General features: G+C 55.1%; 22 protein-coding genes and 1 pseudogene. 11 read left to right on the forward strand and 12 right to left on the reverse strand.

Annotation, left to right across the window (positions count from 1 at the left end; all coding sequences use genetic code 11):
• Position 1: 1 nt before the first annotated feature.
• Together cpaB and GRI36_RS00075 are read right to left on the reverse strand one after the other, a co-directional pair.
• Positions 2-928 carry a Flp pilus assembly protein CpaB gene (gene cpaB / locus GRI36_RS00070; protein ID WP_160596608.1) on the reverse strand — a complete coding sequence of 309 codons (927 nt, stop codon included), beginning with the start codon at positions 926-928 and terminating at the stop codon, positions 2-4.
• An 85-nt stretch (positions 929-1,013) separates the two neighbouring features.
• On the reverse strand, positions 1,014-1,250 hold the full coding sequence (locus GRI36_RS00075) for a Flp family type IVb pilin (protein WP_160596609.1): 237 nt from the start codon (positions 1,248-1,250) through the stop codon (positions 1,014-1,016).
• 415 nt (positions 1,251-1,665) lie between these two features.
• On the opposite strand from GRI36_RS00075, the gene GRI36_RS00080 reads away from it, so the two are divergent.
• From GRI36_RS00080 to GRI36_RS00100, 5 genes are all read left to right on the forward strand, one after another.
• Positions 1,666-2,460 carry a DUF2569 domain-containing protein gene (locus GRI36_RS00080; protein WP_160596610.1) on the forward strand — a complete coding sequence of 265 codons (795 nt, stop codon included), beginning with the start codon at positions 1,666-1,668 and terminating at the stop codon, positions 2,458-2,460.
• Positions 2,461-2,644: 184 nt separating this feature from the next.
• Positions 2,645-3,025 (forward strand): helix-turn-helix transcriptional regulator, encoded by a 381-nt coding sequence (locus tag GRI36_RS00085; protein ID WP_160596611.1) that lies wholly within the window; start codon positions 2,645-2,647, stop codon positions 3,023-3,025.
• Positions 3,026-3,705: 680 nt separating this feature from the next.
• Complete coding sequence (locus GRI36_RS00090; protein ID WP_160596612.1) at positions 3,706-4,800, forward strand: helix-turn-helix domain-containing protein; 1,095 nt, start codon at positions 3,706-3,708, stop codon at positions 4,798-4,800.
• Positions 4,801-4,887: 87 nt separating this feature from the next.
• Positions 4,888-6,636: a serine hydrolase domain-containing protein gene (locus tag GRI36_RS00095; protein ID WP_160596613.1), complete on the forward strand. Its 1,749-nt coding sequence runs from the start codon at positions 4,888-4,890 to the stop codon at positions 6,634-6,636.
• A gap of 397 nt (positions 6,637-7,033) precedes the next feature.
• Positions 7,034-7,624, forward strand: coding sequence for a hypothetical protein (locus GRI36_RS00100; protein WP_160596614.1), 591 nt, complete (start codon positions 7,034-7,036; stop codon positions 7,622-7,624).
• A 47-nt stretch (positions 7,625-7,671) separates the two neighbouring features.
• Here the strand turns inward: GRI36_RS00100 and GRI36_RS00105 are convergent, their stop codons facing one another.
• The 6 genes and pseudogenes from GRI36_RS00105 to GRI36_RS00130 all read right to left on the reverse strand — a co-directional run bounded on the left by GRI36_RS00105 (position 7,672) and on the right by GRI36_RS00130 (position 13,883).
• Entirely contained in the window at positions 7,672-8,388 is a 717-nt protein-coding gene (locus tag GRI36_RS00105) for an IS6 family transposase (RefSeq protein WP_160596615.1), read from the reverse strand.
• Positions 8,389-8,464: 76 nt separating this feature from the next.
• Positions 8,465-9,058 (reverse strand): annotated as a pseudogene (locus GRI36_RS00110) (IS6 family transposase); the annotation flags it as partial.
• Positions 9,059-9,127: 69 nt separating this feature from the next.
• Positions 9,128-10,681: a serine hydrolase domain-containing protein gene (locus GRI36_RS00115; RefSeq protein WP_160596617.1), complete on the reverse strand. Its 1,554-nt coding sequence runs from the start codon at positions 10,679-10,681 to the stop codon at positions 9,128-9,130.
• Positions 10,678-11,178, reverse strand: a complete 501-nt coding sequence (locus GRI36_RS00120) for a MarR family winged helix-turn-helix transcriptional regulator (protein ID WP_235902120.1) — start codon at positions 11,176-11,178, stop codon at positions 10,678-10,680. Before GRI36_RS00120 ends, GRI36_RS00115 begins: the two co-directional genes overlap by 4 nt.
• Before the next feature lie 282 nt (positions 11,179-11,460).
• A complete protein-coding gene (locus tag GRI36_RS00125; RefSeq protein ID WP_160596619.1) occupies positions 11,461-13,122 on the reverse strand; it encodes a serine hydrolase domain-containing protein in 1,662 nt (553 codons plus the stop codon).
• Between the two features lie 89 nt (positions 13,123-13,211).
• Positions 13,212-13,883, reverse strand: coding sequence for a GntR family transcriptional regulator (locus tag GRI36_RS00130; protein ID WP_160596620.1), 672 nt, complete (start codon positions 13,881-13,883; stop codon positions 13,212-13,214).
• 879 nt (positions 13,884-14,762) lie between these two features.
• On the opposite strand from GRI36_RS00130, the gene GRI36_RS00135 reads away from it, so the two are divergent.
• Positions 14,763-15,173, forward strand: coding sequence for a hypothetical protein (locus GRI36_RS00135; RefSeq protein ID WP_160596621.1), 411 nt, complete (start codon positions 14,763-14,765; stop codon positions 15,171-15,173).
• A gap of 605 nt (positions 15,174-15,778) precedes the next feature.
• Here the strand turns inward: GRI36_RS00135 and GRI36_RS00140 are convergent.
• Positions 15,779-16,345 (reverse strand): hypothetical protein, encoded by a 567-nt coding sequence (locus tag GRI36_RS00140; protein WP_160596622.1) that lies wholly within the window; start codon positions 16,343-16,345, stop codon positions 15,779-15,781.
• Positions 16,346-16,358: 13 nt separating this feature from the next.
• Entirely contained in the window at positions 16,359-16,919 is a 561-nt protein-coding gene (locus GRI36_RS14050; RefSeq protein ID WP_407985637.1) for a DUF3990 domain-containing protein, read from the reverse strand.
• A 456-nt stretch (positions 16,920-17,375) separates the two neighbouring features.
• Between GRI36_RS14050 and GRI36_RS00150 the strand changes: the two genes are divergently transcribed.
• Positions 17,376-18,638, forward strand: coding sequence for a hypothetical protein (locus tag GRI36_RS00150; protein WP_160596624.1), 1,263 nt, complete (start codon positions 17,376-17,378; stop codon positions 18,636-18,638).
• A gap of 145 nt (positions 18,639-18,783) precedes the next feature.
• On the opposite strand, the gene GRI36_RS00155 is transcribed toward GRI36_RS00150, so the two are convergent.
• Positions 18,784-20,838: a hypothetical protein gene (locus tag GRI36_RS00155; RefSeq protein WP_160596625.1), complete on the reverse strand. Its 2,055-nt coding sequence runs from the start codon at positions 20,836-20,838 to the stop codon at positions 18,784-18,786.
• A 344-nt stretch (positions 20,839-21,182) separates the two neighbouring features.
• Positions 21,183-22,250, reverse strand: a complete 1,068-nt coding sequence (locus tag GRI36_RS00160) for a restriction endonuclease (protein WP_160596626.1) — start codon at positions 22,248-22,250, stop codon at positions 21,183-21,185.
• A gap of 443 nt (positions 22,251-22,693) precedes the next feature.
• On the opposite strand from GRI36_RS00160, the gene GRI36_RS00165 reads away from it, so the two are divergent.
• The 4 genes from GRI36_RS00165 to GRI36_RS00180 all read left to right on the forward strand — a co-directional run bounded on the left by GRI36_RS00165 (position 22,694) and on the right by GRI36_RS00180 (position 26,694).
• A complete protein-coding gene (locus GRI36_RS00165; RefSeq protein ID WP_160596627.1) occupies positions 22,694-23,050 on the forward strand; it encodes a DUF3489 domain-containing protein in 357 nt (118 codons plus the stop codon).
• Positions 23,050-23,502, forward strand: a complete 453-nt coding sequence (locus GRI36_RS00170; protein WP_160596628.1) for a DUF2924 domain-containing protein — start codon at positions 23,050-23,052, stop codon at positions 23,500-23,502. Before GRI36_RS00165 ends, GRI36_RS00170 begins: the two co-directional genes overlap by 1 nt.
• Positions 23,495-25,165: a recombinase family protein gene (locus GRI36_RS00175; RefSeq protein ID WP_160596629.1), complete on the forward strand. Its 1,671-nt coding sequence runs from the start codon at positions 23,495-23,497 to the stop codon at positions 25,163-25,165. The genes GRI36_RS00170 and GRI36_RS00175 overlap by 8 nt, the downstream gene beginning before the upstream one ends.
• A gap of 377 nt (positions 25,166-25,542) precedes the next feature.
• Positions 25,543-26,694: a tyrosine-type recombinase/integrase gene (locus tag GRI36_RS00180; protein ID WP_160596630.1), complete on the forward strand. Its 1,152-nt coding sequence runs from the start codon at positions 25,543-25,545 to the stop codon at positions 26,692-26,694.
• Positions 26,695-26,702 lie beyond the last annotated feature (8 nt).

Consider the following 26,702-nt stretch of genomic DNA (forward strand, 5'->3'; position numbering starts at 1 on the left):
GTTATTTCCCCCCTCTGCGGCTGACGGCGTATTCTTCGCCTTCTGTTCCGCGGTAAATTGTCATGCTTGGGCCGGAAATGGCTGGCTTTCCGCCTACCACTGCGACCGGCGTTTGCACTGGCTGGTATGATCCCGGTTGCGCTGGTGCAGCAGGCTGCGCGCTGGCCGCGCGCTGCCGCCGCTCCGCGATATAATAGCGCGAATTGCCGACATCACGATTGGTAATGGTGCCGGCTGAGCCAGGATCGACGGTTTCGACATTGCGCAGCGCCAGGCTGAGGGTGCCAAGCTTTCCAGCGACGGCAAGCCGCTGTGCTTCAAATGGCGGGACCAGCAAAACTGCAGTCTGGCCGACTTTCGGCTCGGTAGCGCTTTCACTAGCAATCTGGTCAATTGCCAAGACCTGCACGCGTTGCAGGATGACATCGGACATCAAATCCTCCGCCTTGGCGCCCTCACCGGGAATCTTGCGTGTCAGCAAGACATCAACCGTGTCGCCCGGGCGGACAAATCCGGATACTCCAGTGACAGCGCCGACTGGTATGGAAACCGCTCGCATCCCTTCGGGGATATTGGCGGCCAGTACCGCGCGGCCATCTGTGCCGCTGACTTTGTCAGCCAAGATCGGTTCGCCGGGAACAATCGGGCGCAGCGCCACGCGGCCATTGGCCAGCGCTTGCTTGATATCTCTGAAAGCGCCCTCGGGCACTGAACCGGCAGGAAAATTTTGGAGGCGCACATTTTCAGGCGTTAATGGGGCGCCAAACTCCAAAGGCTGGGTAGCGACCACGATTCTAACGAGGCGCTGTTCCTCTGCCTGAGTTACGGCCTTTTCTTCTACGCCCGATAAATAGGCATTGATTAACAGAACGGCGATGCCGGCGATAAAGATCGCGGCGACGAAGATAATGATATTGCGGTTCTGCATACTAAGCCCTCCCCCAAGGAAGCAAAAATGAAAAACCGGAGACCTCCCCGACCGCAATAGATCAGGGAGGTTGCCGGGATTTGGCTTAGTCAACCAAAGAGCTGGTTGCTGGTGGGCAAGCAGTATCGCCAGTTTCCGAACCTGCAGCATCGGCACATGCATCAACACGGCCAGCAGAATCGGTGATCGCACCCGAAATTTCAGTCGAGAGCAGGAGTGCAGCGCCGCCAATGGCAACACCGACAACAGCCAGGATCAAAGCATATTCAGCTGCGGAAGCACCGCTTTCGTCAGCAATAAAGTTTTTCAGAAAAGTCTTCATGGTATTTTCCTCGCGCATTTCGCACATTAATGTGCAATTTCTAAAGGCAGTTAATCTGCCCAACTGTCCGAAGGGATAAATCCCAAACAAACTTGCGCGACCCGAGTTTTACATTTTGTAATTGTTTATCGGGGTTTACCCAAACCAAACTGGATAACCCCCTCGGAGCTGCCTAGATAATCAGCACTGAGTGCCAACCCGTCAACTCAAATTTTTAAATGTTATTTTAACCTTTAATTGCAAGAACTTGCAAATATTAAAGGTGAACGGCTTTAGTTAACCGCAGGTTGAAAGTGGTAAAACTGCTCCAGCGCGAATCGGACATTGCGCGCGATTCGGAACCACTTGAAAATGCGTGGGAATATAATTCACCGTTCCGGCTAAGGCCAAAAGAGTGTATGCAGTGATTGTGCGAATGATACTGAAATGTTTTGAAGCATACCGTGCGGCTTTGTTCGCAAAGAGCCTGTTGGTGCCTGCATTCTTTTACAACCGTATGGCTATTGTCACTCTATTATGGCTGATGCTTACTGTTCCCCTGGCACTGCTGAAGCTCGCTTTCCCAGCGACTAGTATCCATAATTTGGGCGATGCGTTGCCTATACTCGTCGCCTATAGCATCATCATCGCCGCGCCAATTTGTGGTTATCTGATCGCGCATGAGGCATTCGGCAAGCAGGCATCCTCCACACAACTTGATTTTCACTTGTCATTTTTGGGAAAATGGAAACGGATTGACGAACAAAGCGCCCGCAAGAACATTCTTTTCGGCCCGGTTGGCTTTATCGCCTCGCTGCTGATCGGCATGCTGCTGAACGTAGTCATTCGTGCCGGGGAGTTTTTTCTGGCCGTTCCCGCGATGAGCGCCCACGCCCCCGAATGGGGCATGACCTTGTTTATCACCATGACGGCAGATGTCGCGATAACCGGCTTCTTCTATATGGTCGCTTTCGTCATGGCGTTGCGCACCGTGCCCCTGTTTCCGCGAATGTTGCTGTTCGCATGGTGCGTGGATGTTTTCATGCAGTTGATCATCGCCCAGCAATTGTCATTGGTCGGCAACATCCCCGCTGGCGTTGTCACCCCGCTAGTTGATCTGCTCCAAGGAAACATGACCAAGGTCATGATCAGCATCGTGGTATGGATGCCCTATCTGCTGCTTTCGCACCGGGTAAACATCACCTATCGGCATCGCCTCCCACAAAATTGAGGGCGGTTGCTAGACATGAAAGCCAGCGCTCCCGCTCGAATCCGGCAATTTTATTCGCCACTTAGGCCTGCGCAGATTATTTTGAGGCTGCCGCACCTTCACTTGTGAAATGATTTACTCTTGTGGAATCCAGCATAAAATTCTAACTTGTACATATATATAAAAAAGAAAAGCGGAGCAGGTCGTGCTACCTAAGACATCGATAGAAGAGACTCTAGGTGTGCGCCTGAAGCGGATGCGTGTTGCCAAACGATGGACGCAACATGAAGTCGCTGAAAAACTTGGCGTTTCAATCACCAGCGTGTGCAACTGGGAAAAAGGATACACCCGGCCCAGAACAAGTGCGCAAAGACAATTGTCGAGCCTTTACAATACCTCTTTAGAGGAATTGTTCGCTAGTGTGAGAAGTGCGGAGTTGGCCACACCCAGCTCGACGCTGCAAGATAATTCCAAAGAGCGCCAGCAACTTTATTCCCTGTCAGATGTTATCACCCGTTCACGGCAGGCGATAGCTGATTCTGCCGGACTGTCCGCCGCCAGCGTGAAGATCACCCTACACTACTAAGACAGGGTAAGGCCTGCCTAGAGATGCAGCTGACAGGTGACGGCGGAAATTTTGGACGCGTCCCCGTGCAGATGTCTATAATTCTCAGGGTCCGTCGGGCACCTAATCTCCAACCATAGCCAGCAAAGCGGCCCCAAGGCCGCTCAACGCGCTGCGATATATAAAGAAAAAGATGGCGATGGTCGCATTCCGCCGCGGACTCGTCTCTAAGGTGATTTCCCTGTTATTAGGGAATTAACAGGGAAAGTATCGCTTTTTGGCCTCTAAATTGACCAATTTGGTGTAATTGCAGCAACTTTCATCAAAATTTCTACTTCAATTTCAGCGACCTGAGTGCTTGAAACAGGCGTTTCCCTGTCATTCGACGGAACAGGGAATTAATTCGGCGATAACAGGGCAATTAATCACCGGAACAGGGACTGTTTTTCAGCATAACAGGCATCCGCCGTACCAGTCCGCTTTTGGCCGCATTCAATGCGTTATCGAACGTCAATTAATGCGGCGGAAAGCGAACTTTAGGCCGAACGCTGCGGACAGTCGTATCGCAGCTCCAATTGAGCTCATTAGTCTTGATCTGGTTTCAATCACGTTTAGTCATTGGCACAAGGGCGAGGTTGAACTCATAGATATTGGCTCGGCTGTAATAACTTTCGATGACCCCCAACCTTCGCGGCCTATGCATGCACGGCTTGCCAAATGCGGCGCGGGCGAACACACCTTTTGGCATGGATTTGATCGTTCCCAATGCGGCGATGCTCGCTACGTTTATGGCTATTTTGCTAGGGGCGTTCTTGCTTCTCGTGCCCTCGGCTATCCGGCTTGCCAACTCCTTGCTTGCGCTGTTCCTGTTTACCACCGCGATCGATGTTAGCGGCTGGTTTATTTCCGATTGGTGGGCCGCACATCCCAAGATCAGCAGTCTCCGTCCTGTGGTCGTGATGCTCCAAATGCCATTCTATACCGGCTTCATTTGGTTCAGCTGTTTCCAACGGAGATCTTTGCATGCTCGAGACGCGTGGCATTTTGTGCCTGCGGGCTTAGTCTTGGCTTTCATAATAACAGGGGCAGATATTCCTTACCTGAGCGCCGCGTTTGAAGCGCAATATGCGATTTATATCGCCGCTGCCGTCTATGCTCTTTGGCGGGTTCGTCTGGAGATGAGAACGCGATTTGTCGGACAATCGGCGAGCTGGCGCTGGCTGGTCTTGCTCGTCGTATCCTCCCTCGTCGCGCATAGCCTGTTTGTGATTCGGACCGCCTTTGCGGTCTCACTTACTGTAGATATTCAGACCACGCTGCAAACGATTGCAGCGCTTCTAGTTCTTGCGATCACTGTAGCGATTGCATTTCAAGCCTTGCTATCACCTCAAATCTTTCGGGGGGCGGACAGGTTACTTGTATCTGCGGCCAATGAAATTGATGCGTCCGATGAGGGCAACAGGCGCGGCGACACCAAGCGATTGGTGGCGCTTATGGATCAGCAGCATCCCTATCTCGATCCCGATATGTCGCTCTCGCGGCTGGCTCGGCTCTGCGGGATTACGGCCAAGGATCTTTCGGCATTGATCAATCAGCGACATGGTTTGCACTTTTTTGATTTTTTGAACCGCTACCGCATCGAACATGCGCAAAGATTGCTCAAAGACAGCAACCAGAGCGTAACGGAGATCCTCTACGCATCGGGCTTCAACGCTAAGTCGTCCTTCAACACCGCGTTTAAAAAACATGTGGGTATGACACCGTCGGCATATCGCAAAGAAAGCCGCACAAAATAGGTTCGACTTCGCGTATTCGGACGCATGGCTGGGGCTTTGTTGGCATATCGGCAGTCGCAAACCGAAGAACCATAAGAGATCGTTGATATGACCTGTTTTCCCGCCTTCATTTCCAACTTTCTTGGCAGGCTACTTGGCATGCTCATCGCAGGATTGTTGGTCGTCTCGCCAGCTCAGGCCAAAGAGCCTGATTGGGCGGCGCTCGACCGCTTAGTCGATAGTCAACTAGAAACCGGCGAACCGGGCATCAGTGTCGCGGTGTCAGTGGGCGGGCAGCTGGTCTATGAACGCTGGGCGGGTCAGGCGGACCTTGAGCGCTCCCTTCCCATTGGTGCGGACACGCGGTTCCACATCGGCTCGACCAGCAAGCAATTCACGGCGTTCGCGATTATGCTGCTTGCCGAACAAGGGAAGCTCTCGCTTACTCAGGATGTGCGCGACTTTATTCCTGAATTGGAAGTCCGCCCCACGCCCGTAACAATCCGGCATTTGCTGAACCACACCAGCGGCTTGCGCGAGGAAAATGGCCTGCTATTTCTCACCGGTCAGACACAAGCAACACCTACGACTGCGGATCAAGCGCTCGATCTGTTTTTTCGCCAGCGCGGCGGCAATTTCGCCGCTGGTGAGCGCCAGGAATATAGCAACACTGGATATCAATTGCTCGCTGAAGTGACCGCCCGAGTATCAGGCCAGCCTTTCGCCGAGTTCATGCAAGCTCGCGTCTTCGGTCCGCTTGGTATGACGCAAAGCTTCGTGTCCACTAATCCCAACAAGATCATAGGCAACATCGCAGCGAGCTATGACCCAGCCGAAGCTGGCTTTGCTAACGCGCATCTCTTGTCTGTCACATATGGATCGACTGGCATCGTTTCCCATCCGCGCGACCTGCTCCTCTGGGCACATGCTTTGAATTCTGGCGAGATTGGCGGGAACGATGTAAGCGGCGCCGTCGCCGCCATGGCCGCGCGCTCTACATTACCTAATGGCCGCCGATTGATCAGCACCAACGGCCAAGAATATCGCAATTTTCGCGGCCTTGATACCTGGTCGCATGGTGGGAGCACGGCTGGGTTCAGGAGTTTCCTTCTGCGCGTGACAGACGAGCGGCCGGACAAGCAGGTGGCCGTCTCGGTGATGGGCAATCGGAGCGATCTCCTAAAAGCTGCCTTCGCTTTCGATGTGGCAGAGATCGTGCTCGCGGACCGGCTCGAGGCTGAGGAGATAGCAGACTTTGTCCCCGAAACAGGCGATCAGCTCGACCGGTATGTTGGCGATTATGAACTGTTTGCAGGGGTTGTCTTCTCGCTGCGGCGCGATGGTGACAGGCTGACCTTTGCGACATTTGGCGAAGAGGGGCATCTTCTGCCGCAGATCGGCAAGGGGATATTTATGCTGAACCCGGCGCGAGAACTTCGCTTGGAGTTTCACGATTTTGCCAAGGAGCCCTCTGGAGCTGAGCGCGCAACTGAAATGCGCTGGCAGGTCAGCGAAGATGGCTACATTCCGGCGCGGCGCACCGTTATGCAGCCAGTGCCGCAAACACCGCTCAACACGGGTGAACTGGTCGGGACTTATTACAGCAACACTCTGCAACAGGCGCTCATACTATATGCTCAAGGCGGGCAACTTTGGCTGCGCACTGGCGATGCCAAACATGTCCCATTTACCCGATATCAACCTGACACGTTCCGGCCAGAAGCCGAAACAGGAGTTCAGCGTTTGGAGTTTAAGCGGGATAGTCGCGGAGCAGTCGATGGCCTGCTTGTGTCAGCACCTCTGGCCAACGATATTGAGTATCGGAGAATTGGCGGGAGCAATACTAGCAGACAGTGAAGTCGGAAAAGGTCGATTGGTGATTGCAGATTTATATAGCCACGGCGATGCTGCGGCACTTCACAGTCAATCTTGGCCTGATCAGCTATGTCTGAAACTGGGGCTGGAAGCGGATGATCTGCTCTCGACCAAGATACGCCGAAAGAAGATGTAACTTGATTGATACTCAAACAACGTCTCTTCGCCAGACTGTGGCAATTCTCAGGATCTGACAAAAACAGGTGCGTAGTTTTGTTTGCTTCGTATACTGAGGCATCGACCACCCTTTGCCTGATGCTGAATGATAAAAACGCTCCCCGCTCCAATCCTCCGCAGCCTTCCTATTGTGCTACCGCTCAGTGTGATCGCGCTAGCCAGGCTAGTAACTTTCTCGACCATGGCGACTGACCACTCCCCCATGGCGGCTGCCATTTATGCTTGGATCGTGGCCGATGCGTTAGTGCTGGGCCTATTGGCGAGATCACCCGGCCACAAACCGACTTTTTTTCAGGTCGTTGGCCTGGTGTCGTTCGCAATTGCGATCATCCTGCTTGGCGCATCGGGGCCGCTGCGCGCTGTCTATTTCAGTTTTCCACCACTCTTGATTGCCGGCGCAGGGACCGTGTTCCTGTTCGTAACGTGGAGCGCTTACAGGATAGTCTCGCAGTGGCGGAAAACAGGCTCGTTTGCTTCAGGACTTGAAAGTGTCCTTCCGAAGCAACTTGTGAAAGCCGTAATTTCAGAATGCCAAGTTTTTTGGTTGGGAGTATTCCGATGGGGTGCGCCTGTAGATGTATACGCGGGGCAAAGAGCCTTTAGCTATCACACCTTCTTGACGCCGATGATCGCAACTTTCCTGGCTCTTCAAGTGATCGAGCTAAGCGTGGTTCACCTGCTTCTGATGTTTTGGAATCCGCTGGTCGCATGGGTATTTTTCGGTCTGAGCGTTTGGGGACTGATCTGGACAACGGCATTGCTGAAAAGCTTTCGGATGGTGCTGTCAGTCTAATCGCAACCTGTCTCCAGTTTGCAAAGCTCTCCCCTTCCCGACACGGATCAGGCCATAAGGTTTTGCCACTCAGCCAATGCGGCTGAGCGAGCAGTCTTGTAAGTTTGTCTATCGATGAGGTGGCGCTGCGAATTGAAGTGGTTGTGGATGTTAGCGTGGAGAGAAGCGAACTTTTGTAACGACTTCATCTGTCGAAATCTGAGCATCGCTCGCTCTCGTCGTCGGAATGGAAGGTGGCTGTTTTCAACCCTGTTGTTCTTCCACCTTCCCATCTCGCGGCGTTCGAGGTTGCCGATCTCGCGCATCGCAGCCGGATAGGATCTAAGCCCGTCAGTGACGATTTTCTCTGCCGGTCCGTGCCGTTTCAGCGCTTTCTTTAAGAATTGCAATGCAGCTCTTTTGTTTCGCTTTTTCGTGACATAGCTCTCGAGAATCTCGCCTTCTTGATCCACCGCACGCCATAAATAATGCGTCTCGCTGTTGATCTTCACAAACACCTCATCGAGGTGCCAGCGCCAGTTCCGGAAGCCCTTCATCCGGCTAACCCGTTGTCGGCGAATGTCTGCAGCGAACAGCGGACCGAACCGGTTCCACCAAAGCCGCACCGTCTCGTGGCATACATCAATCCCGCGCTCGAAAAGCAGATCTTCAACGTTCCGCAAACTCAGCGGGAAACGGACGTACATCATCACGACCAGGCGGATAATCTCAGGAGATGAGTTGAAATAGCGAAACGGATTGGCTGGTTTCTTGGGTCTGGGCATCGCCCTGCCCTAGCTAATCAGCTTCAATTTTCAATCAGGTGCATTCGCTTTGACAGGACCGCTTTGACAGTACCAACTTTTGTAACGATTTCATCTGTCGGAATCTGAGCATCGCGCGCTCTCGTCGTCGAAACGGCAGGTGGCTATTCTCCACCCTGTTATTGGCCCAGCGGCCGATCTCCTGCTTATCGTCATTACCAAGATCATCCATCGCAGCTTTGTAGGAACGCAGTCCGTCGGTGACGATCTCAGCAGGCGAGCCGTGGCGCTTCATCGCCTTCTTCATGAAGCGCAGCGCCGCCTTCTTATCTCGTCTCTTGGTGACATAACTCTCGAGGATCTCGCCCTCTTGGTCGACCGCTCGCCACAGGTAATGCATCTCACCATTGATCTTCACATAGACCTCATCGAGGTGCCATTTCCATTGGCGGAAACCGCGCATCCGGCTGATCCGCTGGCGTTTCACATCGGCGGCGAACAGCGGACCAAATCGGTTCCACCAGTTCCGGACCGTCTCGTGGCAGATGTCGATTCCACGCTCGGACAACAGATCTTCCACGTTTCTCAGCGACAGAGGGAAGCGGACGTACATCATTACGACCAAGCGGATGATCTCTGGCGAGGAGTTGAAATAGCGGAACGGGCTGGCTGGCTTCTTGGGTCTGGGCATCGCCCTGCCCTAGCTGATCAGGCGTGTTTCGCTACCCGGTGCATTTGCTCTGACAGTGCCAGGCCTGCACTAGTCCTGTGCCATCTCGCTTTGTAGGCGCTCCACCGTCTCGGCGTAGCGCGCATTCTCAGGCTGCAAGGTTTGCGCTTTCAGGAGCGCAGTGAGCGCAGCGGCGGTGTCTCCCTGCGCTTCCAAGGCCTCACCCAAGCTATCGAAGGCATTGGCGGATTGCGCGAAAAGGTCGGTGTTGAGTTGGAAGACGGCCACGCTTTCGTCGAGCTTACCTGAGCCGAGATAGGCATAGCCAAGGCGATTGATTTCGCGTTCGGCGCTTGATGAGCCGGAGAGTTCGGGCTCGGCTTTGATAAAACGCGCGAGACCTTCTGCACGACCGTGCGTGTTGATCAAATCGGCGAGCATGCGGTCCACGGGCCGCGCTGGTTTTTCCCACGCCGCGCCGTTGGCAGCGCGAAAAATCGTTTCCGCCATGCGCACCGTTTCGCCGTCCGTTGCACCGCCCAATCCGCCGATGCTGTCAGCGGCGAAGACGATCAGGTTATTCGATGGCGAGTATTGCAGATTGGCCGTGAAAGGCGGTCCCCAGCCGTCATGGCCAATCAGGTTCACACTGCCCTCGCCTGTCTCGAGCATGGTTGTAAACAGCCCGTAGCCAATGAAGCTCTTGGCATCATGAGCCTTGCTGCGAGGCGTAGTCATTTTTTCCAGCGTTTCTCTGTGTTTGAAAAAACGCTCGCCAAACAGAGCAGCGAACCAGCGGGCCATATCGGCGGTGCTCGAGTAGATGCCTCCGACCGCAGGGACGCCGACAAACTGCGCTTGCAGCGGTGCCTCGAACCCGCCCGGCGCGGAAAAATATCCCTGCGCCAGACGCGGGCGGATGCTGCGGTAGTCCAGCGCACCGGTGTCAGTCATACCCAGCGGGCCTGTCACAAAGGTCTTCAGCGCGTCGGCAAACGGCATCCCGCTGCGCTGCTCGATGATCGCCTGAATCAGGATGTAGTTGCCGTTGCTGTAATCGTACCGAGTCCCCGGTTCGAACAACAACGGCTCGTCTTTGAAGGTCGCGATCATATCCGGAAGAGTAACCGTTATGCTACCCATCCCTGACAGTAGCACCTTGCTCTGAAGTGCCTGAAAGGGCGCTCTATACTGGTAGTTCGGGATGCCGGAACTGTGGCGTAGAAGCTGGTCGATAGTGACCCCGGCAAACGGGCTATTCGCCAATTCCGGCAGGACCTGCGCGACGGTCTGGCTCGTGCTCAGCAGGTCATCCTCCTCCAGACGTAACACAATTGCCGCCGCGAAAGGCTTGGACACAGAGGCAAGGCGAACGCGTGTGTCCTGCTGATACCGAACGCCGAATTCCACATTCGCAGTGCCGAAAGCGCCGGAATAGAGGACCCGCTCGGTCGTCGCTACGATAATTACGCCGTCGAAAATTCCGGCATCATGATAGGCCTGCGCGATCTCTTGGATCGTATCGGAAGCAAGCTCGGCTCGGGAGCTTTGCACAGTATTCTCTGGCGTGACTGTCTGAGCCAAGGCGACATTGCCCATCTCTGCGGATGCCAACATCAGCGCGATGGCAGTTAGAATTTTCATATTTGGGCCTCTTTCTTGGGCTGGCGCAAAATCCGCTCGTGCAGACCGCACGCCTTCAGTGTTGTTGTCGCATTTTCTAGAGCGGCAATCAGGTCAACCCCGATTTCGTCGAACAAGTCCTGATTGGCCTCGCCTGCATCCACCATGATCTGGTCGAGCAATTCCCACTGTTCCAGCCCTGCGGGGGTCAGCGAATATTCGGACCGGCGCTTGTCGAAGAGGTCGGGCGTCTTTTCGATCAAGCCCCGCTTCAGCAGCTTGTTCAAACGCTGCGCCACCAATTGATGGGGCTGGGCCAAATTGCGGGCAAGATCGGACAGCGACAGCGCCTTGTTCGGTCCAAGAGCCTGCAGAGTGGACGAGCCCTCCACAGGAATGTCGAGACCGCGCGCCTCATAAACCAACTGCATCTGCACATGCGTTAAATCCATAAGATCCTGCAGACGCTTGCCAAGATACGCTTTGTTGAACGCCGGTTCGGTGATCTTGCTCTCCATAATTGCAATCAGTTGCGCAATTAGTTGCAAGTATGGAAATGTCAAGTCTGTCATGATAGGAGGTGAAGGGCCGCCACCCTTTCCCGGATGACGGACCTGTTCGATCATAGCGCTAGCTTTTTGTAGTTCTAGAGCGTCCGCATTCCACCCCATAAGCTGACGCTGAGAGGCAATGGTGCTCATTCTGTTAGTTGACTGACTGCTATATCGATCTTGACGCTGGGAGCCGACTGACTGGCAACGACCCAATTGCGGACACTCATTCGAACTAGCCCGAAAGCTCTATTCGCTTTCCAATGCGGCAATCACGCCATCCGCAATAATTTGTTGCCGCCATTTTCCCCAAATGTAGCCTTGGCCATAATTTCCGCCAGTCATGCCGACAACGAGATCGAAATCGGGTATCACAACCACTAATTGCCCGCCATTGCCGCTTGCCTCGTAGGTTTGGTAAGTCTTCTCACCGACCGTGATCGAATGGAGATGCCAAGCTAGGCCGTCGGTTCCACCAAAGTAGAACCTGTTGAACGCATTTTCGTCCAAACCCGTTGTAACTGGCGTAATTTCAACCTTGGCTAAGATCGACTCTTTCACCCAATTGTGATCGATCAACTGCTTTCCACGCCATTTCCCGCCATCGAGATAGAGCTGTCCGATTTTTAGTAGATCGCGTGTGCGAAGCTGAGCGCCTCCTCCAAGATAGGCCTCACCGTTAGGCATCACATTCCAATAGGCATTCTCGAAACCAAGCGGCTCAAATAGACGGGTCTGCAAAAGAGAAAGTACAGATTCTCCCGAAGCACCAGCCAATGCGGCACCAACGAGGTTCATGCCGCCAGAACAATACGCGTATCGTGAACCGGGTTCAGCGACAGAGTCCAGTTGAGCGATATACTGCCAGAAATTTGGATTATCGCCTTGGTTCCACATAACATCTTCATGACCAGCCGTGTCACGGTCGCCGTCGTAACAATCCAAGCCACTTTGATGAGTGAGAAGATCGCCGATGGTAACAGGCGCGTGGTCTGGTTCATTTGGCACGGATATGAATTTATTGATGGGTGTATCGCTGGAAAGTGAATGACCTTCCTGAATGAGAGCTCCAACCAAAATTGAAGCGAATGTTTTTCCAGCAGATCTAGTGTCGTGCGGCTCACCCCTGGAATGATCGCGAAAATACTCTTCAACGATCAACTTTCCGCCACGAGCCACTAGCAGACTATGAACCAAGCTGGGGCTCTTGTCGCCGCCACTTGCGCTTGCAAGGTCTTGCACGACACGCGTCAGTGCGCCTCTTTTGAAACCAGCATCTTCAGGCGTGCCTGTCAGCCAATCGTTTGCCGGCACTGGCGACAGCAACTCGTTTGAACGCTTGTCGCCAACGAAACCAACCGCAATGCTGCTATCGGCGTCGATTGGCGAGAGTTCAAAATCCTTCAATGGGCCAAAGTCCATCCGCATTAGGCTGTCGGCCTTTTCTATGCGCAGAGATGCGAAATCATCTCCTCCACCTGGAAGCGCTAAAGCGTATGCCCCTGCATCTGCAGCTTTATTAAAATCATAGCGCCTAGCGGGCCCTGTAATGTTCCGTTCTGGGTTTAGAAGTACGGCGGTCAGAGCCCCGTCTTCAGCGTCCGACACATCCATGAAGACTGTGAACTGGCGGGCAAGCGGTGTTGCTGTTCCACGCCATTCTCCATCGGAATGAGCAGCGAGTGCGACAGGGTGAGCAAGTGCCTGTCCGCCAATTTGGTTTCCAGGTTGAATGTAAAAACCTTGGATCGGTTGCGCACGCTCAGTCATTTTCCCTTTGAAGTAAGCTCCTGAGGCAAACTCTATGGTGATCTCGTTTTGGTTTTGCACAACCGTAGCACTATCGGTCGCCGCGCCATCTTCATTGAGGGAGACGCTTAGAGGTACTAGCTCACCATCATCAGCTTCCAATACGCCAGCCCAAAGGCCCTTGACCGACGACTCAGGTGCCGCGTGCGCAGTGGATGTAACAGCAGCAAGTGCGAGCAGTGAGTATTTTATCATGATTGTTCCTTTGTGCGATCCAGTCGCGTGGCGAGCCAATCCAAAATCGGACCTTTGCCGCTAGTTAGGTTGCCATGAAGGTGCTTTGCTGCATCTTGCAGTTGCTGATCGCGCAGCGCCTTTATGATCATTTTATGTTCGTTAGCCGCGCAGTTTACTGGCGCTGTTTCGCGAAACAGGGCGAGTTCGTAACGCCGTGTGCGGGCCATCAAATTGTCGATTACCCCTAAAAGGACGGCGTTCTGACAACGGGCGATTAGAAGCCGGTGAAAATTCTCGTCAGCATTGACCGCTTCGGCACCGGGTTGCGCGTTTTGGAAAACTTCGTTGCTCTGTTCCAGCGCATCAATTTCCTCCGGTGTCAGTTGGCCGCCCAGCAGAAGTGCTTCGGGGTCCAACATCGGCCGCAAGTCATAGAGGTCGCTGAACTCGTTCGCGTTCAATGGGCACGCGAAGAAGCCACGTCGTGGAATTATTTCAACGAATCCTTCGGCGACAAGCTGCCCCAACCCTTCGCGGATTGGGGTCCTGCTGATTTGCAGCCTTTGCGACAGATGAACCTCATTAATCCGGTCACCATCTGGAATCACACCGTCAATGATCATCGCGCGAAGAGTCTTTGCCGCTTGGCTCGAAGCAGATTGAGGCGAATCGATTGTATACTGCATACAATTTGATAATGGGCATCTGCGGCTGCGGCAAGGGTGAATCGGAAAAAGAGAAATTGAACCCTTGTTTCCTATTTGTAAGGGCCGCTGAAATCATGGCGGTTGCTAGTGCCAACTTACGATTATCCAGCGCTTACTGGGAGAGCAGGCAAACTGGAGCAATCTAGTTGCGAACATAGGGTATGGTTTGCATGATGCCTGAAATTGGGTCGATAGCGGACGTTCGGGCAATTGAAGCGCCAAACGTCTGGCTATGGGTAAGAGCGGACATAGGATGCGCGGGTGCTGTCAAAGCAAATGCACTGTCCGCTATTTGACTCCTTTTAGGTTTTTCACATGAGAGCTAGAATGGCAGTTTTCTGCCGTTTCCGTATGTTCGACATTGGCCAGAAACCACCTATTTCGTCGCCAGTGCATTTGCTTTGACATTACCCGCGGCACATATACGACTTCAGACGGAGGCCGAAGTCGATATAATGCAGCTAGTCCGGCAGGTTCTGATGGTGTTCTGTCGCTCGATGAAGCTAACCTTCATGCACGCTTCGGGGGCGGAAAAATGCTCACAGTAGATGCGACAAAGCTGACTGTTGATGTTTACGCATCGCAGCAAAGCTCCAAAGACCCTTCCCTTTTCGGAGGGACCGTTACTGGAACTCAAGGACGACTCGTTCACAACGGGGTAAGTGTCAAATTCGACAGGGCTTCAAAAACGTTCTCTATTCTACCGGAAACCTACAAATTTGATCACCAACCACATAGAAGCCTTGGACGCAACATCGCTACCTCAATAGGACGAAGCAAAGCTACCGAAGGGGGTAAATTCCCAATAACGAGATATCAGATTCGCTTCAGAGGCCAACCAAAAGTGAACTTCATAAAATGAAAAAGGTCACTCTTATTTTTCTGATGCTCGGCACTTTCGTGCTTTTGTACTTACTCATTTTCTATGAGACCGACACAAATTTAGGTGGGAGTTACTACAAAAGGCACATTGGCGATGACATCGAGATATATAGCAGTAAGAGCAGTTTTGGAATTCCGCCGCGTATTTTCTATTTGAAAGCTCTCGATAAAAAAATCTATGCAATTCAACGCGATGTCGCGGTAGGAACAGAAGACGGGACCGCAAATATACGATTCGAGCGTTGTAGATATTTTGTGATCGATGTTGAGAATGGAGTTGAATACGAATTTCTCGATATCTCGGCTTTGAAAGTGCATGCACCTCCAGCTTTCTTTGGCAAGCTTGCTGCTGAGGCCCAAAAAGTATGTGGGGGCTTGTCAGGTTAGCATTGCAACCAGAGGATTTAGCATTAGCGGCGCACACGACCGGCAAACCTCATCCATTCTGCCACCAGCGTCCGCCTCTTCTCTAACCTATCCGACCGCTAATACGCTCCGACCTCCCCGCTATCGACCGCGTGACCAAGCGCCGCTTCCTTGACCTCAAAGAGCGCCAGTCCGCTCTTCAATCCATGCTCGGAAACCTGACCCGAGAAACGTACCCACTCATTCGTGTCAGCCAGATTGGTTTCACTGACCAGATTGTCCGCCTTTCACCCCCATAAGCTGACTGATTTGATTTTGTCCGATCAAACCAATTGCGGCCTGTCGGCTAGGTCGAGGTGACTTCCCAAAGCGGCTGGTCTGCCAACGACCCAGTCGCGGACGGATTCTAACGACAACAATTAGAGTAGAAGAGCCGGACATTTAGAGCTGATGCCGACTTTGCGTTGAAAACGGGATGCCCGCAAAGAGCTGGTAGATGATTGGTATCGCGGCGATCTTCGAACGGGCGATCTAGTGGCCGACCCATATAAAAAGCAAGTTAGTTGGAATCTCGGAAATCCAAATTTGCCGTACACGTTGAGTTGCTTGGCATGGTCAAAAAGAGTTCAATAAACCACGGACAGCAAGCGCGAAAGCAATGTTAGAGTAATTTCAAATATTGACGAGGATACTGCCCAGTTCATAAAGTAATCTAGAACCAAAGCTACCCCCCCCAGAGAAGCGATGACCCTTGGCAAATAGGAGTTGCGGGATAATTTCGCCAACCGGCGGTTGGCGCGGACCGCTTGCTTCACTATGTCTATGCGCCGTTCCAAATGTCGAACATTATCGGCGAGGTATGGACTTTCCATTTCCAACGACGGAATCCGAAAATCCGTCAATTCGCCAGCAATGAAAGCCGGACTTTGATTTGTACGGCCGTTGACTTGACGCTCATCAAACACTCTCCATTGCCGCGCTGAAATGGCCTCTACCCCAGCCAAGTCCGCAGCAACATGCATTGGGTGCTCGCGTGTGACAATTGCCATCCACTCCGAAGGGAAGGAGCGCGTTTCTTTTTCGTATTGTCGCGCAATTTCAATATCTTCTTGGAATACGAATTCGACGCACCAAGCGATATCTGACCAAAGCTGATCTATAACCCGTATTCGTTCCGTTTCTTGGTCAACCATGGTTCTCTTAGGCCTAATGCATGTAAGCTGTTTGGAACTTGCCTGTCTCGAATGATCCTAAGCTGCGAATAGTGGGTGTATTCAAGATTGAAGCTGCACGTGATGTGTGGAAACTGAATTGGTCTGCATCGTGCACTAACTGCTCTTGAGGATAGAGAGTGACGGGACCCGCGACAGTATCATAAGGGGGGGAATTTTTGTTCTCTTTGTGCCAAACATCATGTTCTCGGCATCTGGCAACGAAACTGTGAAAATTGTGCTCTGGTCTCACGAACCAGAGGTTGTCCAATTTCGCCAATTCTTCGCTATTGAGTACGAATTCCAAAACGACAGCTTTATCAACAATTACTTCTCCACGCCGTCGGAACAAAAGGCGGTGCAGCAAGACGTTGGCCCAGTTCTTTGCTTGGTCAAGTGAACTCGTGAGATAGAAACCTTTCCCAAAATCAGTCCTCGACTTGCATTTTGCCAGGTCGACCTTAAAGGAATCGAGGCAACTGCCTTCCTCAGCTTCCAAATTTTCTGAAATTCTTGAAAGAATTGTGCCGTGGAAAAAGGGCCTGCTTCTAGTCAAACTTTAACACCCCAGTCAGAAGATTGTTTCTTGATGATCGGGCAAATTGCCTCAAGTCGAAACGCGACGTGCCTGCTAAATATCTTTCGTCCATAAAGTCGAATCGTCTATTAGACAACGAAGATCAGCCAAAATTCTATTGAAGCGGCCCAGTGTTGAAGCCACACGCAAATTGCAAGGTTCATCTATGTCCGCTTCCACTCCCATTTTGTGACTTTAGTCGACGGCTCAACCTGGGCCGGGAGCGGACCGGCAGCTTTCAGCGTCAGATCGCGGACAGTAGACATAGCTTGGCTCGGCGGCCGCATCGCTAAGACCCACAAGCGGTCGTTCAGTCTGCGATTTCTGCTCCCCAGCTTCAGTCGCTCTTTGAGATGATCACCGACCAACTTCCTGTCAGTTCCATTTTGCCGCTCGCCGGTTTCAAATTGACTTGCCAGTCCCTACATCAACGGCATGGTTGACTATCCTTCCGAAGCGACGACGCTGGTCCTGTCCTCGATGTTCAAGCATCGGCACCCAGACCGCCGTCGCGCCAGCTTCGTAATTACCAAGCCAGGCCAACATCGGTTCTCGGGCGGAGGCACCGGGACGGAAGTGAACTTCGACGGCACGGTACTGCTGCAGAGCGCTCTCTACGTCCAAAGACATGGTGCTCCACACCTGCGAGGTCTGCGCGTCGCTCAGGTCGAGAGCGACCTGATAAACTTCGTAATGGAGAGTTATCACCTGCTCGCGCCGGAGACCTTCCTCCGCTCGTTCTCCGGATCGTACGCCGACAGCATCTCGATCGCTGCCAAAGCGTCCTTTACCGCGGCCTTCGCCACCTCGCGCTTCTTCGTCGAACCACGGCTGGCAGCCGTCTTCCCACTGGTGCCAATCACCGTTTCCGAGAATTACGTCTCTGCGCCGTTCTTTCTGAGCGCACCAGGGGGCCTGGCGATCGCGCTCGGCGTTGACGCGGCGAGCTTCGATATCGTCGAGGACACGTTCCCTCCAGTCTTAGAGTGGAACGGAAGGCGAGAGCCGGCCGGCTCGTGGCTCGGTGTTCGGGCACCCTCGCTCGATTCGGCGCGAAAGGTGCGCAGCGTGGTGCTGGGCTCGGTCGCACTGCTGCCTCACCACCAAGAGCGCTATACCTTCAGTGGACGTAGAATGTTCGGCGGTCATGTCACGTTGTCGGATCGCTATTCACTGTCATTCGGCGACGCCCACACGCCAGCGCTCATGACGGATCTGGTCATCGGCAGCGAGGACAGGCCTTGGCTGGACGAACTCGCGCGAAAGCTCGCCACACCGTCCAAGGAAGACCGAAAGCATCTAAAAGCTCTCACCTACTTCTACCGGGCGTGGGCTCCCGACCCGGTAAAGCGCTTCCCCACGCTGTTCGCCGCGATCGATGCCATCTTCGGGGATGCGGGACAGGCGACGCAAGCGGTGGTAGATGCGGTCGGGCCGGTGATGGGGACGGAATACACTAGCGAACGGATCAAGCTCATGCTTGGACTACGGGCGAGCGTCGTCCACGGCGGCGCACCAGACGTCTATGAGTCCAGTAAGTACCAGACCTACTACCGGACCTACGGCAAGGACGCGGTCAAGGACATGGAGCTCATCGTGGCGCGCTGCTTGCAACAGGTGATCTTCCCCGGCAAGATGACCGAGCGGCCCCACAACTACGCCGATGCGATACTCCGGGAGACCGGACGCGCGATTTAGCATTTGGCCTTAAGCTCGACTAGGGATCGGGAGGGTCGTCTATCCACCGGAGCAGCAATTGATAACCTCCGCCAATGTCGAGGCGCGACTTCGCCTCGCCTGGCAACGCGTCGCCTTCAGGAAAGAAGCGCAGGCTAGGGATCGCTTAGATAAGCCCCGCCGGCGACTCGCGCCACAGAAGATACTCAGAGAGCGGATTGAACAGTCCATAGGTGTGCGGCGGGGCGATACGCGCGACGACTTCGGCAAGAAGCGACACCGGACGGGTGGCCTTAGCATCCTCGAGCACGATCGCGAGTTGCCCCGCGTTGACCGAACCACCGCGGTGCAGCGAATTCTCCCCGAAGCCCATCCCGTCAAGCACGGTCAGGTCAGCTGCGGCCTTTCGAAGTGTGGTGTTCAGCTTTGAGACTTGTTTTCGCGTCCGCTGGTCGACACCATCCACCGTGTCGAACTCGCTGCCGAGGAAGAGGCGCAGCATGCCGCGCACGAGCAGTCGGTCGTGCAGGCCGGCATGGTCGAGAAGGGTGACGCTTAGCCGGTACACGGAGCGACCCGCGAGCGGAAGGGAGGCACCACCCTCGAAGTCGATCCGACCATGCGAGCACAAGACTCGCTCATGTCCGATACCCTGGAGTTGCGCCGCCAGCATGCCGCCCGCGAAGTCGAGGAGAGCCGCGTGGCCGACGCCGGCCTGCGTGAGCCGACTGACCGGTTTTGCCTTCGCCTCGACGAACAGGATGCGTTCGTCGTCCGCGAAAACGAGGTCGCACTCGCCGTCGTCGCCGCCGCCCATGTCATACTTCCTGCCCTCGACGAACGGCGTCAGGCCAGCGCGGGCGAAAAGCGCCGAGACGACGCGTTCAGTGCCGTTCCCGGAAAGCTCCGCGACCGCCGACTTTGAAAGCGCCTCGCGAACCCGAACCTGGATCGCTTCGTAGAAGGCGGGAGCCGCCAGCGAGGATGCGATCTGCGTCCACTGGCCATCCGCGACCGCCACCAGCGGGCGAAACATGAGATCCGACTGCCCAAGCGGCGAAATCATCTCCGCATTCATGGTTCCTGCCTGCCATGCCATGTCGGCAAGCAGCGACGGAAGCGTCGCGGCATTTGCGCCGGCCGAGACCAAATCTGACTGCCTAAAGACAGCTGGATCCTCTTTTGCGACGGCCTCGACCGCTTCCACGAGCGCCATTGCATCCGCGAGCCCCCATCCCGCCGCCTGCCGCATCGCAGCGTCGTCCACGCCATTATAGAACGCCGAAAGGATGAAGGGCGTGTGCCGGAGCGGCCACTGACGGAACGAGAACAAGGCATCGAAGAGGGCCAGTTCTTGAAGCATCGGGATCATGCGCTCGGGCCGCCGTTCCATGATCGCCTGATAGCCGTGCGGCTCGACCTCGAGCACCGTCGTCAAGTCGGTCGCGAGAAGCACGGCAGTGTCCAACTCTACGCCGCGGGCGGGATCACGACGCGGCAGGGTTCCCAGAGCACTAGATCGCGCCGCAAGCTGCAGCAGCAGGTTCCAGGGCGTAGAAGGCACCGTGCGCATCACCTCGGGGCGGCGGCCGGCGACGTACATGCGGTCGATGCACAATCCGGCATCACGCATTTTGGGGAACAGATTGGAGATGACGTCGACAAAGCCCAACAGACCGAAGTGCCGGTGTATCAATGCGGTCGCCTGCTCGAGCGCTGCGGGCGGCATGGTGAGCTCCGGACCCGTCATGGTTACGCCGACGCCAGCCACCTTCAGTCGACCCGCCGCCTGCGCGGTCGCGAGTTCGCGCGACCATCGAAGTTCCTCCTGATCGATCGCATGGCCCTGTAAGATGAATAGGGCACGCGAGAGGTCGGCGGCTTCGTCCCATGCATCTTCGGCCGGGGGACGGAGCGCCGTGCCGCCGCCGAAGTAGCCGGCAAGGTGATGCCACTCGTCAGCCCACAAACGTGAACCACCGATCGCGGAGCCGATCACCCTGGCTGCCACGCCTTTGCGCACTTCGTGGGTGGAGAAACGCCTAGCGTCGTCTGCCGCGAGCAGTTCCCTCAGGCGATCGCCCATGTGCTCCGCCGGGAACACCGCGTGCTCAGGGTCGAGGTAGCGCTCCACCACCGCATCCGCGTCGATCAGCCGGAGGCGGGCCGCCGACCTGTCGAACCGGTCGATCAGGAGGTGATAGTCTTCGCTTGTAAGCATTCGCATACTTAACGGCTGGCCAAGACCGTGTCGACTCCGCCGGATCGACCGGCAGAGCGCTCTGCTTGGCTCGGCTCCCACACGAGCCGCCGCAACGCCCGCGATGGCCGATTCTTTGCGGGACGCTTCTAAGCACCTCGCTCAAGCCTTAATGAAAGGCTAATTCATTGAAGAATGGTACTGGCAATGAGGATTGAGTTCACGACCTCAGCCTTAGAAGGACATACCTTTCAAGTCGCACCCCAATGTCAGCTTTTGGGGAGCTGCATGGCAGCCCAGATGTCCAGGATTGGGGCGCATTGCTGACAGGCAGGTTGGATCCCTTCGCCCATATTGCGAGCGCGTCAGTCGTCAGAAGGATCGCGATAGAGCCGGGGTACCGAGACCGCAGTCAGATCGACAAGGGTCAGTGCGTCGATCTCGCTGACGTCGTGAAAACCTTTAAGAAAGACCTTCGCTACCGAGCCGTTTTGGAATGGCGGATCGCGTTCGTCCATCGCCGCAGGCACCGCCGGACTTACCTCGGTTTTAAGTGAGCCAGGCCTTCGGGCGGCGGTCCGAACAAGCCCGGTCACCTTGTCCTCGATCGCCAAAGCGAATGTTAGATGGTCACTGCGATCTAAAGTGATTCGACTTTGGTCAATCTTGACCGGGATATCCATGGCGATCGTTTTCGCGAGGATAAGGCCTGTGCGCGTCGCGATAATGAGCGGCGGGTCGCAGGCCAACGTGCCCGGACATCGGAGATAATAATTGCCATCCCGCTCATTGTTGAACACCCCCACCGCTTCGCTTGCGTGACGGACGATGCGATGAGCGCCTTCGAGCACTACCGCCTCGAGACTCTCTCCGGTCGGGTGGCCATCGGGACGGCGCAGCGGATTTGCAGAACCAGGTTCGCCGCCCTCGAAATGCAAGGCGATCTCGGGCGGGCCAGCGCCGTCGAAACGCGGCAGAAATTGAGCGCTAGGAAACGTTACCCTAGGCGTGCCGACTTGGACAATGTGCAGGAACATATCGAAGATCCGGCCGGGCAGGCCCCATTCGGCTTTGCTAAGCTCGCGGATTGAGAACAAGTCGATGCCATCGAGCCACGCTTGGGTGACGGCGCCTTTCTGGAAACCTTTGGTCGAGACGATGATCCCGCGCGCGGCGCGCAGATCGCGAACGGCGGTGACGAAGGCATCGACCTGCTCGCGGCGGACCCGGCGTTTCCAATATTTGCATTCCACGAGGATGAGATGCTCGAAGAGCGCGCTTTTGTGGCGAATGACGACGTCGATCTGGCGAGGCGCGCCGGACTGGCCGCTCAGCACGACATTGCGCTCGACAGTCACGTCGCCGGTTTTGTGCAGCTCGGCGACGAGGTCCTCGAACTCTCCCCAATCCTTGACCAGATCTTCCAATTTCATAGCCGCGGGGTTTGCCACAAATAGCCGAATAATCCATCAGCTAAATGCAGCCAAAACCGCCGGACTCTCCGCTCCTTACCTGCCAGCACCGAAGTCAGTACCAAAAATCCTGTCAAAATGCTCGCCCCCCGTCAAGAAAGCCCCATTCCGGTCGCCGCTTGGCAAGATAAACGAATGGCGGGTTCTAGGGTCAGCGACGGCAGGCGCGAACGGCCGGATTTGGGGCGCAAAGCAGACATAAACGTAATCGCCTGATGCGGAGTGAAGATTTGACCACAGCAACTGCGTGACAGCCGCATTTTCCATTGGACTTCGTGCGAACAGCAAGCATTGGTGCCGATGCGAGTCGACCGGTTCGACCGCAATGCCCGGCGGCTCGACGCTCCTCGGGCCTTGGCTGGTGAGCACAGCATTATGCTGGCTCATAACCAAGGAGAACCATCATGACCACCGCAACCAAAACTTCCGGCAAAGCCCGCAATCGTCGCATGGCACGCATGCCTGCCGATAGCGGCGGCGACAACGAGCAGGCAGGAACGAAGAAGACTGCTGCGGGAATTGCAAAAACAGGTACCAAAACCAGCGCGACAACAAAGAAGTCGAGCAAGACCGAACTGGTCCTCGGCATGTTGCGCCGTGCCGAAGGCGCAACGCTTGACCAGATGGTCGAAGCCACAGGCTGGCTACCGCATACCACGCGCGCAGCACTGACGGGCCTGAAGAAGAAGGGTCATATGGTTACGAGCGAGAAGCTGGACGGCGTGCGCACCTACCGCGTCGCGGCATTCAGCAACGCGTAATGGGCCTCGACGACAAAATCGGGCGTCTCGTGGCAATGACATCAGTTCAGAAAAAGGCGGAGTGGCGTAGAGTGTTCGGCTCACCTGCGCCGCCAGCTTTTGGTATCGCATTGATGACCCGCGCCATCGCCGCCCGATATCAGGAGAAAGCGCTGGGCGGGCTCACCAAAGCGGAGCTGCGCATGCTCGAGGTCCAGTCGCGCAAAGATCAGCGCCATCCGCGAGGTGTTAGAGCTGCGAGCGCCAAACCCGGCACTTGGCTCTCGCGAACATGGCATGGCGAGGTCCACGAAGTGGTCGTGCTCGAAGGAGCCTTTGAATATCGCGGCGACCGGTACCGTTCGCTTACCTCCATCGCCAAGCATATCACCGGAGCAGCGTGGTCTGGCCCGCGCTTCTTTGGCCTGCACAGCCCTCGCCTCGGAGCCTTGGGAGTGACCCGTCATGGCTAGCGATACGAAGAAGATGCGCTGCGCGGTGTACACGCGGAAGTCTACCGAGGAGGGTCTCGACAAAGCGTTCAACAGTCTCGACGCCCAACGCGAAGCTTGCGAGGCCTATATCCTGTCGCAGCAGCATGAGGGCTGGCGCGTGCTTCCCGATCTATATGATGATGGCGGGTTCTCTGGCGGCAGTATGGAGCGCCCTGCCCTGCGCCAGCTGCTTGCCGATGTGAAGGCCGGTAAGATAGATGTTGTTGTTGTCTATAAGATCGACCGACTGACAAGGGCGCTCGCCGACTTTGCCAAGATCGTTGATGTGCTTGATGGAGCCGATGCCTCGTTCGTAAGCGTGACGCAGGCCTTCTCGACCACCACCTCAATGGGACGCCTGACCCTCAATGTTCTGCTCTCTTTCGCGCAGTTCGAGCGCGAGGTCGGAGCCGAACGCATCCGCGACAAGATCGCCGCCAGCAAGGCCAAGGGCATGTGGATGGGCGGCGGGGTTCCGCTTGGTTACGAGGCGAAGGATCGCAAGCTGCTGATCGTTCCGGATGAAGCAGCGACGGTCTGTGGGATCATGGAGCGATATATAGCGAGCGGTTCCATACGCAGGCTCGTGGAAGAACTTCGCCGTGATGGATTCGTTAGCAAGCGGCGTGTGATGAAGGACGGGTCGGTTCGAGGCGGCGTCCCATTTAAGCGCGGCGCGCTAGCTTACATGCTGTCAAACCGCATCTACGTCGGCGAGGTAGTCCATAAGGACAAGGTCTATCCCGGCGAGCATGATGCGATCGTCAGTCGCGAGCTTTTTGATGCGGTCCAAGCTAAGCTGGCGGACCGAACTGCCAGCACAGATGGTGTAGTGCGAAGGCGCGTGTCGCTGCTCGCTGGTTTGATCCGCGATGACCTTGGCCGTCCGATGTCGCCCTGCCACACGCGCAATCATGGGCGCCGCTACTCATACTACGCTTCCAGCATGAACGACGATGCTTCCAGCCCTGCTTTGCGGCTGCCCGCTGGCGAGCTTGAGCTGTCGGTCAGGAACACGATCGCCAAGTGGCTTCGGGACGGTGACCACATGCGCGAGTTAGCGGCAGGACAGAGTGCCGAAGATATTGAGCGCATGTTCAAATGCTGCTCCGATTTGGCGACACGCATTGTCACCGCGCCGATTGCCGAGGCTCGAACCCTGCTGGAGCAACTCACGTTGCAAGTGTTGGTCACTGCCAAAGGTGCTAGCGCTTCTTTTGAATTATCGGTGCTGGGTACGACTGCTGGACTAGTGGACATCCCCGAGAAGCGCATCGGCATCGCCATTCCAACCAGTCAGTCAAATTATGGCCACGAACCTCGGCTGCGATTGGAACCAGCCGGGGCCGGTCTAATCTCTCGCGACGAGCGGCTCGTTGAACTGATCGCACGCGCGTTTGCGGCACGGGAGCAATTGCTTGGTCTCGACCAACATCAACTTGACGCTCTGCCGGTTACCAAGCTGCGTCATCTCCAGCGAACTGCGCGGGTGAGTTATCTTGATCCGGCTATCATCCGAGCCATACTGAATGGCACGCAGCCCTCCCGGCTTAGCGCCCGTTCTGTTTGGCGCATGAGCGACCTACCGCTCGACTGGACCAGCCAGCGCCAAGCGTTTGGGATCCACACCCCACAATCATAATATCGGTAGTAGGTCGCTTTTTTGGCCGCAGAGAATCTGCGCCAAATACGCACGCAATTGCGAGGTCAGTGCGTCTCTGTTTTGGATACTGCCGAGTTACTGCACGGCAAAGCCACGGAAATGCGGGGAGAATTTGCGCTTCAGCTAGCCAACGTCTCGAATATCGAAACGCGACGAGCTGGGTGGTGAGCCCTGCTGGGTTCGAACCAGCGACCTACTGATTAAAAGTGAGTGCCGTCTCCGCAGCCAAGAGGCGAGACTTCCGCACTGTATGTCAGAAATCCGCCAAATATCGACATATCTCGCTGCGCCAATCAGCGCCATTCGATGCCTGGAAAAGACAGAGAATGCGCGAAAGCACCTGACATGAGGCGGACATGAAACAACAAAAGCTGACGGAGAAGATCGTCCGAGAGATGATACCCCCGTCCATCCAAGATCAATTGATCGTGAGAGACATCGTAATGATGGGTCTCGCTATACGGATCACGAGATCAGGCCATCGTGCTTTCGTGTTCAATTATTATTGCAACGGGACGCAAAGGCGCATGACTATCGGTTCGCCTCCCGCTTGGTCCGTTTCTGCCGCTAGGGAACGAGCGAAACAAATCAGACGGCAGATTGATGCGGGCGTTGACCCACTGGAAGAAAAGCGAAAAGCACGTGACGAGGAAACTTTGGCAGGAGTTTGGAAACGTTATCGCGATGACGTTCTGTCTACGCGTTCTTCAAAAACTCAAGTGAATGTGACATCAATTTGGGACCGCCTTGTGCTCCCTGCTTTGGGTAGACAGAGGCTTGCCTACATTCACCAGCCGGACATCGAAAAATTGCACCGAAAGGTAAGCCAGCGAACACCGACACAATCCAACCGGATGCTGGCGAGTATTCAGCATGTGTTTTCAAAAAGTATCCAATGGGGCTTATCGGAACAGAACCCCGTCAAAGGCGTCGAAAGGAACAGGGAAGCGGGCCGCGTGCGCTTTTTGAGCGACACGGAACTTGAGAGATTTCTCTCCGTCCTCCGCCAATCGCCGAAAACACCATCGAGTTTAGCAATCGAGTTTCTGCTTCTTACAGGGGCTCGTAGCGGAGAAACTTTTCGAGCGAAGTGGAGTGAGTTCGATCTAGATGCGGCAGTTTGGCAAAAGCCTGCCGCTAACACAAAGAGCCGGAAGCTACACCGCGTTCCCCTTAGCCCCGAGGCCATTCAACTGCTGCTATCGTCACAAAGGATTGCGGTAAACGAATACGTTTTTCCCGGAAAAAGCGGGGCACACCTAACGACCGTAAAAACCTTGTTCACGCGGCTGATTAAGGAGGCTCGAATTGAAGGCTTTCGCATCCATGACCTTCGCCATTCTTATGCTTCCATGTTGGCAATCCAAGGCGTGCCACTTCTTGCTATCGGTAATCTACTGGGGCATTCGCAACTTAGCACTACTGCGAGATACGCCCACCTTGATGACAGCAACCTGCGAGAGGCTACACGGATGGTAGGAAACAAGGTCAAAATGCATGGGAAATAAGTCAATCG

This window comes from Pontixanthobacter gangjinensis (assembly GCF_009827545.1).
Taxonomy (GTDB): domain Bacteria; phylum Pseudomonadota; class Alphaproteobacteria; order Sphingomonadales; family Sphingomonadaceae; genus Pontixanthobacter; species Pontixanthobacter gangjinensis.

What these genes read in the sequence shown, in the direction of transcription:
- cpaB (WP_160596608.1), bottom strand. Translation starts at nt 928, where the DNA reads ATGCAGAACCGCAATATCATTATCTTCGTCGCCGCGATCTTTATCGCC.
- GRI36_RS00075 (WP_160596609.1), bottom strand. Translation starts at nt 1,250, where the DNA reads ATGAAGACTTTTCTGAAAAACTTTATTGCTGACGAAAGCGGTGCTTCC.
- GRI36_RS00080 (WP_160596610.1), top strand. Translation starts at nt 1,666, where the DNA reads ATGATACTGAAATGTTTTGAAGCATACCGTGCGGCTTTGTTCGCAAAG.
- GRI36_RS00090 (WP_160596612.1), top strand. Translation starts at nt 3,706, where the DNA reads ATGCACGGCTTGCCAAATGCGGCGCGGGCGAACACACCTTTTGGCATG.
- GRI36_RS00095 (WP_160596613.1), top strand. Translation starts at nt 4,888, where the DNA reads ATGACCTGTTTTCCCGCCTTCATTTCCAACTTTCTTGGCAGGCTACTT.
- GRI36_RS00100 (WP_160596614.1), top strand. Translation starts at nt 7,034, where the DNA reads ATGGCGGCTGCCATTTATGCTTGGATCGTGGCCGATGCGTTAGTGCTG.
- GRI36_RS00105 (WP_160596615.1), bottom strand. Translation starts at nt 8,388, where the DNA reads ATGCCCAGACCCAAGAAACCAGCCAATCCGTTTCGCTATTTCAACTCA.
- GRI36_RS00115 (WP_160596617.1), bottom strand. Translation starts at nt 10,681, where the DNA reads ATGAAAATTCTAACTGCCATCGCGCTGATGTTGGCATCCGCAGAGATG.
- GRI36_RS00120 (WP_235902120.1), bottom strand. Translation starts at nt 11,178, where the DNA reads ATGGAGAGCAAGATCACCGAACCGGCGTTCAACAAAGCGTATCTTGGC.
- GRI36_RS00130 (WP_160596620.1), bottom strand. Translation starts at nt 13,883, where the DNA reads ATGCAGTATACAATCGATTCGCCTCAATCTGCTTCGAGCCAAGCGGCA.
- GRI36_RS00135 (WP_160596621.1), top strand. Translation starts at nt 14,763, where the DNA reads ATGAAAAAGGTCACTCTTATTTTTCTGATGCTCGGCACTTTCGTGCTT.
- GRI36_RS00140 (WP_160596622.1), bottom strand. Translation starts at nt 16,345, where the DNA reads ATGGTTGACCAAGAAACGGAACGAATACGGGTTATAGATCAGCTTTGG.
- GRI36_RS00150 (WP_160596624.1), top strand. Translation starts at nt 17,376, where the DNA reads ATGGTTGACTATCCTTCCGAAGCGACGACGCTGGTCCTGTCCTCGATG.
- GRI36_RS00155 (WP_160596625.1), bottom strand. Translation starts at nt 20,838, where the DNA reads ATGCTTACAAGCGAAGACTATCACCTCCTGATCGACCGGTTCGACAGG.
- GRI36_RS00160 (WP_160596626.1), bottom strand. Translation starts at nt 22,250, where the DNA reads ATGAAATTGGAAGATCTGGTCAAGGATTGGGGAGAGTTCGAGGACCTC.
- GRI36_RS00165 (WP_160596627.1), top strand. Translation starts at nt 22,694, where the DNA reads ATGACCACCGCAACCAAAACTTCCGGCAAAGCCCGCAATCGTCGCATG.
- GRI36_RS00170 (WP_160596628.1), top strand. Translation starts at nt 23,050, where the DNA reads ATGGGCCTCGACGACAAAATCGGGCGTCTCGTGGCAATGACATCAGTT.
- GRI36_RS00175 (WP_160596629.1), top strand. Translation starts at nt 23,495, where the DNA reads ATGGCTAGCGATACGAAGAAGATGCGCTGCGCGGTGTACACGCGGAAG.
- GRI36_RS00180 (WP_160596630.1), top strand. Translation starts at nt 25,543, where the DNA reads ATGAAACAACAAAAGCTGACGGAGAAGATCGTCCGAGAGATGATACCC.